Raw genomic sequence first — 13,946 nt, forward strand, 5'->3', positions numbered from 1 at the left:
GGCCTTCAGGATTCAGCCCGATGCGCCTGCACGAAGTCCACGAAGGCGCGCAACGGGGCAGGCAGGTGGCGGCGGCCGGGGTAGTAGAGGAAGGGTCCCGTGAAGGGCCGCCACCAGGCTTCGAGCACTGGCTCCAGCGCGCCGCTGTCGAGTTGGGGCTTGAGCCAGTCTTCGAACAGGTGGATCACGCCGCAGCCTGCCACCGCGGCGTCCACCGCCAGGTCGAGGCCGCCGCTGATGCGCACAATCAGCGGGCCGGTGGGCTCAACGATCACCACCTCGGCCCGGCGCTGAAACTCCCAGGCGGGGATGGATCCACTGGCGAAGCGACCGCGCAAGCAGGCGTGACGGAGCAGGTCGCGCGGATGCGACGGGCGGCCATGAGCCTTCAGGTAGGCGGGAGACGCGGCCGTGGCCATGCGCTGCCGCCGCGGGCCGATGGGAATGGCGACCATGTCCTGCTCAAGACGCTCTTCGTAGCGAATGCCGGCGTCGCAGCCCGCCGCCAGGATGTCGACGAAGCTTTCATCGACGACCAGTTCCAGCAGGATGTCCGGGTAGGCGGCCAGGAAGGGCGGCACGAGGCTGGGCAGCACGAGGCGCGCGGCGCTGGCCGGTACGTTCAGGCGCAGCGTGCCGACCGGTCGGTCGCGAAAACCATTGACGACGTCGAGCGCCGCCTCGACTTCGCTCAGGGCGGGCCCCAGCCGTTCCAACAGGCGCGCTCCAGCCTCGGTGGGCACCACGCTGCGGGTGCTGCGGTGAAGCAGGCGCACGCCCAGCCGCGCCTCCAGCCGCCGAAGGGCCTCGCTGAGGCTGGAGGCCCCGACACCGCCGACGCGCGCGGCTTCGCGAAAGCCGCCTGCTCGCGCCACCGCCAGGAAGGCGGCCAGGTCGTTGAGATGCTCAGCCATCGAAATCCCTTTGCTTGATGGGTCGCCCATGGTCGGCGACTGAGCCGCGATTGTTCGGCATGGCGCACAGCCTGTGCCGACTGAGCCTACTTATCGTACGCTGTACGGCTGCCTACAGTGCGTCCTTCTCGAAAGGACATCCTCATGAATGCACTGGATCAAGCCGGCACCTTCCGGCTCGGCCACCGTCACGTTCGCCGCCTGGGCTACGGCGCGATGCAACTGGCCGGGCCGGGTGTTTTCGGGCCGCCCAAGGATCGCGCCGCGGCGGTGGCCGTGCTGCGGGCCGCGGTCGAAAGCGGCGTCAACCACATTGACACGAGCGACTTCTACGGCCCGCACGTCACCAACCAGATCATTCGCGAAGCGCTGCACCCGTACCGTGACGACCTCGTCATCGTCACCAAGGTCGGCGCCCGGCGCGGGGCGGATGCTTCGTGGTTGCCTGCGCAATCCGCAGCAGAACTGAGCCAAGCCGTGCACGACAACCTGCGGCACCTCGGGCTCGACGTGCTGGAAGTCGTGAACCTGCGCAGCATGCTGAGCGTTCACGGGCCCGCGGAAGGTTCGCTCGAAGCGCCGCTGACGGCCCTGGCCGAACTGCAACAGCGCGGGCTGATCCGCCACATCGGGCTGAGCAACGTGACGGCCCAGCAGGTCGAAGACGGGCGCCGCATCTGCGAGATCGCCTGCGTGCAGAACCACTACAACCTCGTTCACCGCCACGACGATGCGCTGATCGCGTCATTGGCCAGCCAAGGCATCGCCTACGTGCCCTTCTTTCCGTTGGGCGGCTTCACGCCCTTGCAGTCCACCTTGTTGTCCGACATGGCGGCAGAGCTGCACGCCACGCCGATGCAGGTGGCGCTGGCCTGGCTGTTGCAGCAATCTCCGAATGTGATGCTCATCCCCGGCACCTCGTCGGTCGATCACCTGCGCCAAAACCTGGCCGCCGCCGGCTTGAATCTGCCGCCCGAGGCGATCGCAATGCTGGACACCGTTGCCGCCACCGCTTCAGCCCACTGAGCGACAGCCTGCCGTTCGCCGATGCGCAGACCGGGGCCCCACTGGCCGTCGAGCCGGATGGGGCCCGGCACAGCCGCTCAACCACTATCCTTGAGGCTCGTTCGCTCGCCCAAGGTTCACGTGCGCCGCCCCACCCGTCTCACCCTGATCCTTCCTCTGCTGCTCGGCCTGGCCGCCGGCGCTGCCTTCGCCGACCCCGCCGACCGCACCGACGAGGCTTTCGGTCTGCTGCTGGCCATGCCCGGCGCACAGCCGGTGGAGGGTGGCTGGATCGTGCCCCACGACCCCGCGCGCAACGAGAGTGACCTCGTCGCTCAGTGGCAGCGTCTGAAGAAAGCCGGCGCCGATGTCAACGCCATGCGCCACGGCGGCACGCTGCTCGCGCATGCCCTGCGCGCCGGCAAGGAGCGCGCCGCCATCTGGCTGCTGCGCAACGGCGCCGACACGCGCAAGCCCCTGCAGCGCGACACGGACACCGCCTACGACCTGGCGCGCCGATACCAGCGCAACGCCGTGTTGAAGGTGCTGGAGCAGGACTTCGGCTTCAAGCCCGCCATGCCCCCCGCCGCGGCCTCAGCCGTGCCCACGTCATCGTCCAGCGCCCCGCCCACACGCGTCGAGCAGGCCCGTGCCCTGATGCGGCAGCTCGTCGGCCCCGTGCTGCAGCCCAGCGACGAGGCCCAGCGCCAATGGCGCCGCTATGCCGCCGAGCTGAGCACCAACGAGTTCCAGGCGATCGTCGAGGGCCCTGCCGAACTGGAACTGCTCGTCATCCTGACCCGCAACCAGGATGGCGGGCTGGAGGAAGCCTTGGCGCGCCTGCCTGTCGAACGGGTGCGTGCGAACGCCCAGGGCATGGCGGATGTGCTGGCCGACTCAAGCTACGTGACCTATGCCGATCGCGAGCCACGCATCGCCTACACCGGCTCGGCGCGCAGTTGGCCGGCACTGTGGAAACGCATCGACCGCCCGCTGCACTACGAGCGCTGGCCCGACCTCGCCGCCCGCATCCCGCCCGCGCAGTGGCCAGCCCTCTTCGCCAGCGGCTACGTGCCGCGCGATGCCGCCGCCACCGGTTGCGCGCTGGCGGCGGTCGATCTGCCTGGCTTGAGAGCGCTGTGGCCCGACTTCCGGCGACTGTTCGCCGACGCGCTGGACGAAGCGCCGGGGCTGGTGCTGGCGGCGTACCGCGTATCGCGCGAGCGCTCGCCGTGCACCTACGGCAGCACGCCGGCGGACACGGCGGCCAAGCTTGCCTTCCTGCGGGCGCAAGGTGCCACGAAGCCGGTGCATGGCCTGATCCCCGAAACACCCACCAACCAGCGCGAGCCGGCGCTGGCCGCGATGATCGCCGCCTTCACGCCACCCGCGCCCACGCCGCCAAGGCTGGTGGCCGTGGCCCCCACCTGCCAACTGGAGCTTGCAGACGCGGTGCTCGACGCACTGGCGCGTACACGCCTGGTGGGCTGGGGCACGCCGGCGCAGAGCGTGGGCATCGTCGAGATCCCAGGCCGCCGCAACTGCGGCCTCATCGTCAGCGGCGAGACCTTCCCCGACCGATCACTCGTGGTCGACTCTTTTGCCGAGGGCCCGTTCCGCGACCCGCCCACTCCAAACTGCGCGGACTCCCCTGACGATGTGGAAATCTGGCTGAACGAGGCCGACGGCGTGAAGAGGCTGGCCCTCGACATCGAAACGCGTGGCCTCGGGATGGCCAGCCTGCACGCCGTGCGCGATGTGCAGACGGGCAAACGCTACTGGGTCGATGCCGGGATGGACGGCCCGCTGTGCGCGCAACGCAACCTGCTGCCGCGCACCTACGAATGGAAGATTTCCAATGGCTTGCCCCAACTCGTCCACAGCGCAGACGATCGCGAACTGGAGCGCCTGCTGCGCCGCCAGTGCGCGCCGACGGTGGACGACGACAACGTGCACTGCCCGGACCTGGAACTGCCCACACCGCCTGAGCAACTGCCGGTGATCGACCAACTGCGCCAGGGCGCCACCGTGCTATTGCCCGCGCTGCTGGAGAGCCTGGGGCGAGAGCGCCGCGCCGCATACGCCGCCGCGCTGGCCGCACACGACCACGCCAAGCTGCGCAGCCTGATGGCGCGTGGCATCCCGCCGGCTTGGACAGCCGCCGAGATCGCTTCGTTGGCCCGCAGCGAGCTGCCATTGCCCGAGAAGCGCCGCCGCATCGCCCTGCTGTTCGCCAACGCCGAGCAGTTGCAGCTGGCGCTGGTCGAGACAGGCTTCGAGGCCGCGAAATCGCTGGCCTGGCTGCCTCGTGCCGATTGGGGCCCAGTGCTGCGCCTCATCCGCCAATCGCCCGGCGACTGGTACGAGTGGGCATACCCGCTGCGCGAGGCCGTACCGGAAGATGTGGCGTGCGAGATTGACCGCGCGCAGGGCTTTCTGTGCGGCGGCGGGCTGAAGCTGGACTGAACCGGCCGCACCGCGCAGGTGGGCCCGTGCGCGCACGCGCGGCCACCCCACCCGGGCTGCCCCATCACCGCAGCGATCGCGGGCACTGCTACCACACATTCATTTTCCGGGACATTCGCGCGAGGGCCGACAATGCGCCGATGAATGAAAACGATTTGCTCGCAGCCCACCGTCAACAACCTTTGTCAGCCCGCTGGTTCGGCCTGGCCAGCTACTGCCTCGAAAGTGGCTGCAAAGTCGTCACCTACGACGCCGACAACTTCCGCGCAGAGGTGGCCGATGGTCAGGCCGCCAGCCCCTTGACCGGGTTCTTCGAAGCCGCGGTGCAAGAAGACGGACGGGCGCGCTGGATCTGGGCCTGGACGGACGACGACGCGCCCGTCACCGCTGAGCTGCAGACGGAAGACGGCGTGAGCGAATCCTGGACTCAGGTGCTTTCAGACTGGCGTCAACGCGCATTCCAGGCCTGAGGCCCGGGCCGTGAAAGCCCCCGCCCGTCTGCAGGCCCTGTTGTCCGAGGGCCTGATCGACAGCGTCGTGCGCCAGCTCAAGAGCGGCAAAGAAGCCGACGTCTACGTCGTTCGCTGTGGCGAAGAGACCTGCGCCGCCAAGGTCTACAAAGAGGCTCACAAGCGCAGCTTTCGACAGGCGGTGGACTACACCGAGAACCGCAAGGTCAGAAACAGCCGACAGGCGCGCGCCATGGCCAAAGGCACCAGCTTTGGCCGCAAGCAACAGGAAGCCGCATGGCAGAGCGCCGAGGTCGACGCGTTGTACCGCCTGGCCGCCGCGGGGGTGCGCGTGCCCCGGCCCGGCAACTTTCACGACGGCGTGCTGCTGATGGAGCTGGTCGCCGACGAGCAAGGCGATGCCGCGCCGCGTTTGACCGATCTGACCTTCAGCGACGCCGAGGCGCAGGCGCACCATGCCACGCTGATCCATGAAGTGGTGCGCATGCTGTGCGCCGGCGTCATCCACGGCGACCTGTCGGAGTTCAACATCTTGCTGGCCGCCGACGGGCCGGTGATCATCGACCTGCCACAGGCCGTGGACGCGGCGGGCAACAACCACGCTCCGCGCATGTTCCTTCGGGACGTAGACAACCTGCGCCGCTTCTTCGGCCAGCATGCGCCGGCGCTGCTCTCCACGCAGTACGGCCCCGAAATCTGGGCGCTTTACGCGAGCGGCGCCCTGGTGCCCGGCATGCAGTTGAGCGGCCGCTACGAGCATCAGCCCGGCGCGGTCGATCTGTCCAGCGTGTTGCGCGAGATCGAGGATGCACGGCTCGAAGAAGCCGCACGTCAAGAGCGCATGGGCTGATCGCGCTGCTTCTCTCTTCGCTCGTGCGCGGCCTCCACGCCTTCTTGAATCCTTTTCGCCCGGGTCTCCGGCTTGGCGGCCTCGTCGATTCTTCGAACGATGAAATTCCGCTTGCCCGGCGGAAGTGACTCGAAGGCCGCCTCGACCCCCTCGGCCCGCAGCGCGGCGACCAAGTCATCGGGGAGGACCACATCGGCGCGGTCCAGCACGGTGAATCGAACGCGTATGCGGTCGCCCGTCTTGGTTTGGGTCTCGCGCCGAACCTGTGCCTTGATGCGGATGTAGTGCTGGCCCCCACCCACTGGAAAGAGGCTCACCTGGAAAGGCTCTGAGTCATTCACCCGGGCCAAGACCAACACCGGGCCCGTGGTGCCCAGCGCTTGCGTGATCTCGGCGGGCACGCGCACGGCACAGTAATCCATGCCCTCCGCCCAATCCTCAAGATCGGCATCGAACGAGAGCTTTTGCCCAGCGGTGGGAGCTTTCTGCATGGCTGTAGCTGCCTGATGCGGTGATCGCAGGATCGTACAGCCCCCCAAAAGCCTCGAACGCCAGAGGGGCCACGCTATTGCCGGCCCTCGCGGCGGTAGTGCAGGGCCACCGCACCGTTGCCCAGGGCGTGGGCTGAGACCAGCTCCAGACACCGCGTCTGGGGGAGCCCAGCTTGGTACAGCGTGGGGCCATGGCCGGCGATCCTGGGATGAACGAGAAACATGTACTCGTCGATCAAGCCCAGCCGATCGAGCTCTGTCGCGAGCTTGCCGCTGCCCAGCAGCACGCCGTCCGGCGTCGCATCCTTGAGTTGTTGCACGCCCGAGCGCAGATCCCCCGTCACATGGTGGCTGTGGGCCCATGGGAAGTGGGCTCGCGTCGAAGACACGACGTACTTGGCCTTGCTTTCCAGCTTGGTCGCCCACTCGCGCACGGCCGGCGGCGCAGCCACCTCGCCCCGCGCGACCGCGGGCCAGTAGCTTTCCATCATCTCGTAAGTGGTGCGGCCCCACAGCATCGCCCCGCACTGGTCCATCAAGCGCGTGAAGAAGGCGTGCGTCTCGTCGTCAGCGATCCCCTCTTGGTGATCGACGCAGCCGTCCAGGGTGAGGTTGAGGCTGAAGGTCAAGAGTCCCATGCGGGTTTCCTCAGAGTGGAGTCGCGAGCCGGCCGAACGGGAACCGCGTATCGGATCACCGATTCAGCCGAGTCGGGAATGTAGTCGGCACCATAGCTCTCCAAGTCGGGCCCGTAGGTGTGCCGCAGGCCTGACGAGAGCAGCCAATTGGCGTAGATGTAGTTCACCGTCAGGTTCAGCTCTTTCGGCAGCCCACGGTGCGTGAACTCGGCATAGGTTGCTGCCGGGATCGTGATGGCCGTCATGCCCTCGGGCACTCTGGGCCGCCCCTGCACCAACGCGCCCGCCAAATAGCCCACCTGCTCTTGCCCGGGGGTGGGAATCACCACGCCATAGAGCATGTCGGTCTGCACGCCCGGTTGACGCTCGGCGAGTTCACCCACACGCTCGAGGAACGCGCCCCACAGCGGCGGGAGCTTGTCGCCCATGTTGCTCTTGTCGGATTCGATGCCGTAGAAGTCTGTGCGCATGCCGACCAGCGTCATCCGCGGGCGCTGCAACATCGTCGGCACCAAAGACACGCCACCGCGAAGGTGGCGCAGGTACTCGTCATCGATGCGCAGCTTGCGCACGAACTGCGTGCGCTTGCCCAGGCCCCGGTACGCGCCGGGTGTCATGTCGAACGCGCGTTTGAAAGCCCGCGTGAAGGCCGCCTGGCTCTCGAAGCCCGAGGCCAGCGCGATCTCCAGGATCGGTGATCGCCCCTCGTCGAGGGCCACCAGCGCGTTGGCAAGCCGGCGAGCGCGGATGTAGCTCTTGAGCGTCTCGTTGGTCAGCGCCTTGAAGGTGCGCTGAAAGTGCCAGTGGCTGGCCAGCGCACGGCGCGCCACCTCGGCGGTTTCGAAGTCTTCATCCAGGTGCGCTTCGATGAAGTCGATGCCGCGCTGGATCTGCTTCAGGTGGCTCATCGCACCGCCCACTCCCACCGCCCCAGACGCCGCGGCCTGTGGGCGCCCGGTCCAACTTGGGCCGCCTTCGCCTGGGCGCTCATGAACCCGCTGCCACGTCGAAGAAGCCCGTCATCGCGACAAGCTGGCCGCTGGCCGCGTACTCACCGAAGCTCACACCGTCGCCAATCTTGCGGCCCTGGCCATCTCGCATGTTCCACTTGGCAACGCTGCGGCCGTGGTGGGCCAGGAAGTAGGTGGTCTCGAAATGCCCCCCGGGCACCTGCTGGTGAAAGTCGAGCATGTAGGCGATCAAAGCCTCGTGGCCCTCGCACTCGGCCAGCGGGTCACGGTAGACCGCGCCGCCTTCGACACTGCGCGTCAGAGCGGCGCGCTTGGCCTCGGCACCTTCGGCCTTCCAGGCCGACGCATAGGTTTCCCACACTTCGTTCGCGGCGTTCATGCCCATCTCCATGGTTGACATGATGCGACCTTATCGGGGCGGCGGGAAACGCCTTTGATCTTTTGTGCGAATCCGCTGAGCGAACACGTTTGGCGAACACGTTTGCCGATCAGCGTGCCAGACCAGTCAGCAGTGCGGCCGCCGTGTCCAACGGTGCGGCTTGCCCTCGCCAGCCTGACTCGCCCGGCGGTGACACCACCGGCCTACGAAGCGGTGTCGCCTGACTGCCGCAATTCGACGGAAACGCCGTAGAGCGCCAGCATGCCCAGCACATGCCCGATGGCGACGCCTGGCTCGCCCGATTCGATTCGGGCGATGGTCTGCACATGGACACCCAGCCGGGCGGCCGCCGCCGACTGGCCCTCGCCCGCCTTCGTGCGCGCAGCTTTCGCGGCCGCGCCCATGTCTTTGATGGATTGGAGGGCCGTGCCGTCGATCTCGGCAGAAATTCGCTTACCTTGGGCCATGAGGGATTGTCACAGCAACGCGAGTCACCGGCCCGAGCGACGATGCCGCATCAAGGAGGCCCTACGTTGGACATCACCGCATTGCAGGCCACGCTGCGCCAATTCGCCGCCGAACGCGAATGGCAGCCTTTCCACACACCGAAGAACCTGGCCACCGCCTTGATGGTGGAGGCGGCCGAGTTGGCCGAGATTTTCCAGTGGATGACGCCCGAACAATCGCAATCGGCCTGTGGCGATCTCGTCACCCAAGAGCGCGTGGCAGACGAAGTGGCCGATGTGCTGCTTTACCTGGTGCAGATCGCCGACCACACGGGCGTCGACCTGAAGCGCGCCGTGGGGCGCAAGCTGGTCAAGAACTCGAAGAAGTACCCGCCACTGCGGCCCGGGCTGCCGGCGGGCGCTTCCGGGCCCGAGACGGTGGAGACACACGTGCTGGTCGATTGGGAGAACGTGCAGCCCGGCGAAGCCGACCTGCGTGCGCTGGTGCCAGAGGTGACCGACGTGTGGCTCTTTCACGGGCCCGGGCAGAAGGATGTCGGCGCGCGGCATGCTTCGTTCGGCGACCGTGCGACGCCGGTGAAGATTGCGCGCACCGGCAAGAACGCATTGGACTTTCACCTCTCGTTCTACATGGGCTACATCGCCGCGCGCCACCCGGATGCGCGCTTCGTCGTGATCTCGAACGACAAGGGCTACCGGCCCATGCTGGAGCACGCGGTGGAGCTTGGTTTCGCAGCGCGGCATCTCGAATTCAAGCCGGCCCCGCCAGCCCGCAGAGCCGCGGCGAAGAAGACGAGCCCCAAGAAGCCGGCCGCTAAGAATGCGCCGGCCAAGAAGGCCGCACCAGCAACCGACAAGAAGACGGCGCCCCCGGCACCCGCCCGGAAAGTGGCCAAGGCACAGCCGAAGCCGGCACCCGCACGTGTGCCCGCACCCGCACCCGCACCTGCACCGACACCGGCACCTGCACCTGCACCTGCATCTGCATCAAAGAAGGCCCCCGCGGCCAAAAAGGCAGCCAAGCCCCAGCCTGCACCACGCCCAGCCCCACCGCCGCCCCCCGCCGCGTCAACCACGGTGAGCAAGCTGCTCGACCATGTGCTGGCGAGCCTGAAGAAGACAAAGAACCGGCCCGCGCGCCAATCGAGGCTTGTCGCCTCGGTCAAGTCATTGATCGGGCCGGGCCACGATGCGCAAGTCGTCGAGGCGGTGTTGGCCGAGTTGCTGGGCACCGGCAAAGTGCAGGTGACCGCCTCGGGGGCGGTGGAGTACGCGTTTTAGTCACGGCCCTTGGTGGCCGCTTCAACCGTGGGTGCAGCCCATCGGCGCGGCCATGCCAAACAACCGCCCGGCCGCTACACCGAGCTGAACGCGTTGGCGACCAGGCCTGCCAGCAAGGGGCTCAGCGTTGCCACGATGGCGGCAATCCGACGCACGGGATCGACTTCGCCAATGTCCAGCTTCTCTACTTGAGACTGGGTTGCGGCGCTGGGGCCTAGCCACAGCGGCCGCTCCTCCAGCATCAATCGCAGCCCGATCAGCGCGGGCACGTAGATGGCAGCGAGCATCGCGCTGAAGGCCAAGCCGAAGCAAAGCGTCAGGCCGCGGACCAGCTGACGCAGGCTTTCAACGCCGTCTGCACGTGCCAAAGCCGCTGGCAACTTCCTGCAGCGGGCCTCGAATGCGCCATCGCCCGCCGGGGCCGCGCTGCTGCCGGCGAAGAAGGTGCCACTGGCGCCGGCCGGCGCCATCGTCTTGCACAGCTCCGCTGCGAGCTTGATATCGGCCGTCTTGGGCATACCAGCGAGGGGTATCGACAGGCCGGCGGACAACTGCAGCGTGCCGAACACCAATGTCAATGCTCCGAGGTAGAGCATGTGATCCAGCTCTCTCAAACGCTGGAAGAGGACGGACAGTTGCAACAGCAGGGGGCCGTGGGCCTGGGGCCTGCCCATGGGTTGCAACAGGATAGTGGCACCTGCAAGCAGCACGCCGGGGACGATACAGGCCGCAGCGAACATCAGGGCCGGCGGGGATATGTACTCGAAGAAGGGGCGGACCGACTGCTCACGTTGCAGCAGCGCCTGGCCCAGGCGGGTAGAGAACGGCATGACGCCGAAATTGACCCAAAGCGCCAGACTACCGGCCACCACCAGGAAGATCGAGACGACCAGGATGGTGCGACATCGGTATTCAGGGGCCTTGCCGTAGAAGGCAGACGCCGCCCAGATGACGCTCGCCACAGCCAACGTCAGCGTGATCACCAACGTCACCCCGCTGAAGGCTCGCGCGGCACTCCCGGCCGCGAAGTCGATATCGGATTCTCTCAGCGCCACCCAAGCGTCAGACAGGCATGCATCGAGCTCCGCATCGAGATAGCCCACGGCCCCCAGCATTAGAAGCATGCAGAGCCAGACGAACAACAACCAGCCGGCCGGCGCAAGCACGCGCAGCCGCGGAAAGGTGCCATCGTAGAACTCGGGCATGGTGGGCAGATCCCGTCTCTCTGTGTGCGCCTGCGCATTGAGCACATGACGAGGCGGGCGGTTTGCCGTCGAAATGGCCTTCTGACGTGCTTATCCCCAACTGGTGCCTGCGCGTGGCAGCAACGAGTGTGAATCGACACGCACAAGCCGCAATCCGCAACATGGATGAAACTTGAACTGGCTGGGGAGAACGGTCTTTGCGCGATCCGGAGCCGGCGCTCGGCGCCTGCCATCCGCAGCGAGGGAAGCTCTCTACTTGCCCGACGCTGGCGGAAGAGTGTGAATGTGGTGGCAAGATTGAACCTCCAAATAGAAGGTCGTCCGGCTGCGTCCGCGCAGACTCTGCCGGACGTTCCCTGGTAGGGCGCGTGTCCAGCGGGGCAGCGGCTTCGCGGGGGAGCCAGCCAACCGGAGTCAGCCAAGCGGAGCCATGAACCAGAACACAACTGCGGATTCACGCGTCGCCGTTCTGGTGGACTGCGACAACACTTCTCCGGAGGTCCTTGAGCATGCACTGAAGGTCGTCGCTCAGTTCGGGCGGGTCGTACTTCGTCGTGGCTATGGGAACCACGGGACATTGGCCAACAAATGGCAGGAAGCGCTGGTACGACTGGCCTTTACTCCCTGCCTGCAGTACCAGTACGCCTCAGGCAAAAACACCTCGGACATCGCGCTGGCACTCGACGCACTGGAGGCGTTGTTCGACAACCGTGCTGATACCTTTTGCCTCGTCACCAGCGACTCCGACTTTGCCTACCTTTGCCGCAAGTTGCGCGAGCGAGGGGCCACGGTGAATATCGTCGGCGAAGCGAAGTCTCCCGATGCGCTGCGGAACGCCAGCGATCAGTTCTTTGAATGGGTGAAGCCAGCGAGCACCCCTGAGCCATCGCCGCGGGGCTTGGCACCGGCCCAGAAGCCCGTTGACGCCAAACCCGCAGCGACCAAGGCAGAACCTGCCAAGCCCTCGCAGAAGCGCCGGCCGCTCATGGTGGTGGAAGCCGTCAAGTTGATGGCGGCTGACACCGCGGAGGGCAAAGTTCATCTCGGGCCACTTGGTCAGTACCTGAAGCGCACGGATCCGGCCTTCTCGCCGCAGACCTATGGCCACTCTGGCCTGCTGGACATGCTGCGTAGCTACGACTTGCTGGCCGTGCAGCAGGAGATCGGCGGCTACTGGACGGTACGGATGGCGCCGGCACACGAAGCCGCTGCTGCCGCTGTCTTCGCCGACATAGTCAAATCCAACGGCGCTTGATCGCAGTTGGGGCGCTATTCCAGCGGGGCCCACACGGCAGCCGGGCCCCTAGAACAAATGGCGACGGCGCTTGCGATTCGCGAGACGCTGCCCTAGCCTCATTCGCGTTGCCCACATGGCAAACCATCGCGTCGTCAAGAGAAGGGAGAACCCATGTCGATGCTCCGCTCACATCGCGTCCTCACCGCCACGACCCTTGCCGTCGCTATTTGCGCCGGCCAGCCACGGGTTGCTGCCGCCGCGGACCATGCCACTGTGTATTCGATGTCGGAGGTACCAGACGGAGCGTTGCCCCAGGCGGCGCTGACCCTGGGTTCCGATGGGCTGCTGTACTCATCCACATCTGGTGGTGGCGCGCAGCATTCCGGCACCTTGTTCAGCGTCTCAACGGCTGGAAGCCTCCAGGTACGGCATGCGTTCACGGGCGCCGACGGCAGCGACGCGAGCGCCCGACCGATCCAGGGCAGCGACGGCAATTTCTATGGGATCACGATGCAGGGCGGATCCCAGCAGCGGGGCACCCTCTACCAGATGACACCTGCGGGCGTCGTGACCACGCTGCATCATTTTGGAACTGTCCCCAACGACGGCTACTGGCCGCGAGGCACGCTGGTGCAGGCCCCGGATGGCAAGCTCTATGGCGTCACCATGGCGGGAGGAAAAAAGGGGCTGGGCACGGTCTTTCGAATCTCCACCACAGGCGACTACGAGATCGTCCACACCTTCAGTGATGTCGGTCTGGACGCCGGTGGGCCGATCTCGGGCTTGATCATCGGCTCCGACGGCAACTTCTATGGCATGTCCGACCTGCGCGGTGGTTTCGGCTTCGGCACGATCTACCGCATGTCGAGCAAGGGCAAAGTGAAAGTGCTGCATTCGTTTGACGACGCGGCGGATGGCGGCGGGTGCGCTGCAGAGCTGATCGAATGGGAAGGCTGGCTCTATGGCACATGCAGCCGAGGGGGCCAGAGCTACATGGGAACGGTGGTTCGCATTCGCCTGAACGGCAAAGGATTCAAGGTCTTGCATTCGTTCAGCGAGAACGAAGGCTCGGGCCCGGTATCCGGCCTGGTGCGCGTGGGCAACATGTTCTACGGCACTACCCAGTGGGGCGGCCCCCACTCTCGTGGCACGGTCTACAAGATTTCCGCGAAGGGCGAGTTCACTCGTCTATGGGCGTTTGGTTCGTTCAGCCAGGACGGCCTCGCCCCCTATGGCGGACTGGTCCTGGCCCCCGATGGCTTGCTCTACGGAACGACGCAGATCGGGGGAGCCAACAACGCGGGGTCCATCTATTCGCAGGCGCCGTGACAAGCTCGATCTGCCTGCAGCGACGGCCCTGGCCGTGACCCCGCCGTACTGCCCTGATCACTGCGCGGCTCGGAGCACAAGACCTGCTGCCCAGACCGCGGCGAGTCCTACGCTTGCCAGCAGTAGCCTACGGCGAATGCTCAGATCAGACTGAGTGCGGACGTTGGCGAACGGCCGCACTTGTGTGCATTCGGCTGCTTGAAGCGGCAACAAAGCCTATAGCGTCGTAGAAGTCCCGATCCA

General features: G+C 66.5%; 14 protein-coding genes. 7 read left to right on the forward strand and 7 right to left on the reverse strand.

Annotated elements, in window-relative coordinates:
- Positions 1-5: 5 nt before the first annotated feature.
- Positions 6-914: a LysR family transcriptional regulator gene (locus tag AACH06_RS23475; RefSeq protein WP_341428217.1), complete on the reverse strand. Its 909-nt coding sequence runs from the start codon at positions 912-914 to the stop codon at positions 6-8.
- 144 nt (positions 915-1,058) lie between these two features.
- Between AACH06_RS23475 and AACH06_RS23480 the strand changes: the two genes are divergently transcribed.
- The 4 genes from AACH06_RS23480 (at position 1,059) to AACH06_RS23495 (ending at position 5,705) form a co-directional block, all read left to right on the forward strand.
- The gene (locus AACH06_RS23480) at positions 1,059-1,940 is read left to right on the forward strand and encodes an aldo/keto reductase family oxidoreductase (protein WP_341428218.1); all 882 of its coding nucleotides are present in this window, start codon (positions 1,059-1,061) and stop codon (positions 1,938-1,940) included.
- A gap of 120 nt (positions 1,941-2,060) precedes the next feature.
- A complete protein-coding gene (locus AACH06_RS23485) occupies positions 2,061-4,385 on the forward strand; it encodes an ankyrin repeat domain-containing protein (RefSeq protein ID WP_341428219.1) in 2,325 nt (774 codons plus the stop codon).
- 140 nt (positions 4,386-4,525) lie between these two features.
- A complete protein-coding gene (locus tag AACH06_RS23490; RefSeq protein ID WP_341428220.1) occupies positions 4,526-4,855 on the forward strand; it encodes a hypothetical protein in 330 nt (109 codons plus the stop codon).
- A 10-nt stretch (positions 4,856-4,865) separates the two neighbouring features.
- Positions 4,866-5,705, forward strand: a complete 840-nt coding sequence (locus AACH06_RS23495) for a PA4780 family RIO1-like protein kinase (protein ID WP_341428221.1) — start codon at positions 4,866-4,868, stop codon at positions 5,703-5,705.
- Here AACH06_RS23495 and AACH06_RS23500 read toward each other — a convergent pair.
- From AACH06_RS23500 to AACH06_RS23520, 5 genes are all read right to left on the reverse strand, one after another.
- Positions 5,687-6,196, reverse strand: coding sequence for a YdeI/OmpD-associated family protein (locus AACH06_RS23500; protein WP_341428222.1), 510 nt, complete (start codon positions 6,194-6,196; stop codon positions 5,687-5,689). The genes AACH06_RS23495 and AACH06_RS23500 overlap by 19 nt on opposite strands.
- 74 nt (positions 6,197-6,270) lie before the next feature.
- The gene (locus tag AACH06_RS23505; RefSeq protein ID WP_341428223.1) at positions 6,271-6,834 is read right to left on the reverse strand and encodes a dihydrofolate reductase family protein; all 564 of its coding nucleotides are present in this window, start codon (positions 6,832-6,834) and stop codon (positions 6,271-6,273) included.
- Positions 6,822-7,742, reverse strand: coding sequence for a helix-turn-helix domain-containing protein (locus AACH06_RS23510; RefSeq protein WP_341428224.1), 921 nt, complete (start codon positions 7,740-7,742; stop codon positions 6,822-6,824). The genes AACH06_RS23505 and AACH06_RS23510 overlap by 13 nt, the downstream gene beginning before the upstream one ends.
- A 79-nt stretch (positions 7,743-7,821) precedes the next feature.
- Positions 7,822-8,184, reverse strand: a complete 363-nt coding sequence (locus AACH06_RS23515) for a nuclear transport factor 2 family protein (RefSeq protein WP_341428225.1) — start codon at positions 8,182-8,184, stop codon at positions 7,822-7,824.
- Between the two features lie 203 nt (positions 8,185-8,387).
- Positions 8,388-8,651 (reverse strand): helix-turn-helix domain-containing protein, encoded by a 264-nt coding sequence (locus tag AACH06_RS23520; RefSeq protein WP_341428226.1) that lies wholly within the window; start codon positions 8,649-8,651, stop codon positions 8,388-8,390.
- A 66-nt stretch (positions 8,652-8,717) separates the two neighbouring features.
- Between AACH06_RS23520 and AACH06_RS23525 the strand changes: the two genes are divergently transcribed.
- Positions 8,718-9,932 (forward strand): PIN domain-containing protein, encoded by a 1,215-nt coding sequence (locus tag AACH06_RS23525; RefSeq protein ID WP_341428227.1) that lies wholly within the window; start codon positions 8,718-8,720, stop codon positions 9,930-9,932.
- Positions 9,933-10,006: 74 nt separating this feature from the next.
- On the opposite strand, the gene AACH06_RS23530 is transcribed toward AACH06_RS23525, so the two are convergent.
- Positions 10,007-11,182: a hypothetical protein gene (locus AACH06_RS23530; RefSeq protein WP_341428228.1), complete on the reverse strand. Its 1,176-nt coding sequence runs from the start codon at positions 11,180-11,182 to the stop codon at positions 10,007-10,009.
- A 385-nt stretch (positions 11,183-11,567) separates the two neighbouring features.
- Here AACH06_RS23530 and AACH06_RS23535 point away from each other — a divergent pair, with 385 nt between their 5' ends.
- Both AACH06_RS23535 and AACH06_RS23540 read left to right on the forward strand, forming a co-directional pair.
- Positions 11,568-12,392 carry an NYN domain-containing protein gene (locus tag AACH06_RS23535; RefSeq protein ID WP_341428229.1) on the forward strand — a complete coding sequence of 275 codons (825 nt, stop codon included), beginning with the start codon at positions 11,568-11,570 and terminating at the stop codon, positions 12,390-12,392.
- 153 nt (positions 12,393-12,545) lie between these two features.
- The gene (locus AACH06_RS23540; protein WP_341428230.1) at positions 12,546-13,703 is read left to right on the forward strand and encodes a choice-of-anchor tandem repeat GloVer-containing protein; all 1,158 of its coding nucleotides are present in this window, start codon (positions 12,546-12,548) and stop codon (positions 13,701-13,703) included.
- Positions 13,704-13,946: the final 243 nt, after the last annotated feature.

Source organism: Ideonella lacteola (genome assembly GCF_038066555.1).
Lineage (GTDB): Bacteria > Pseudomonadota > Gammaproteobacteria > Burkholderiales > Burkholderiaceae_C > Ideonella > Ideonella lacteola.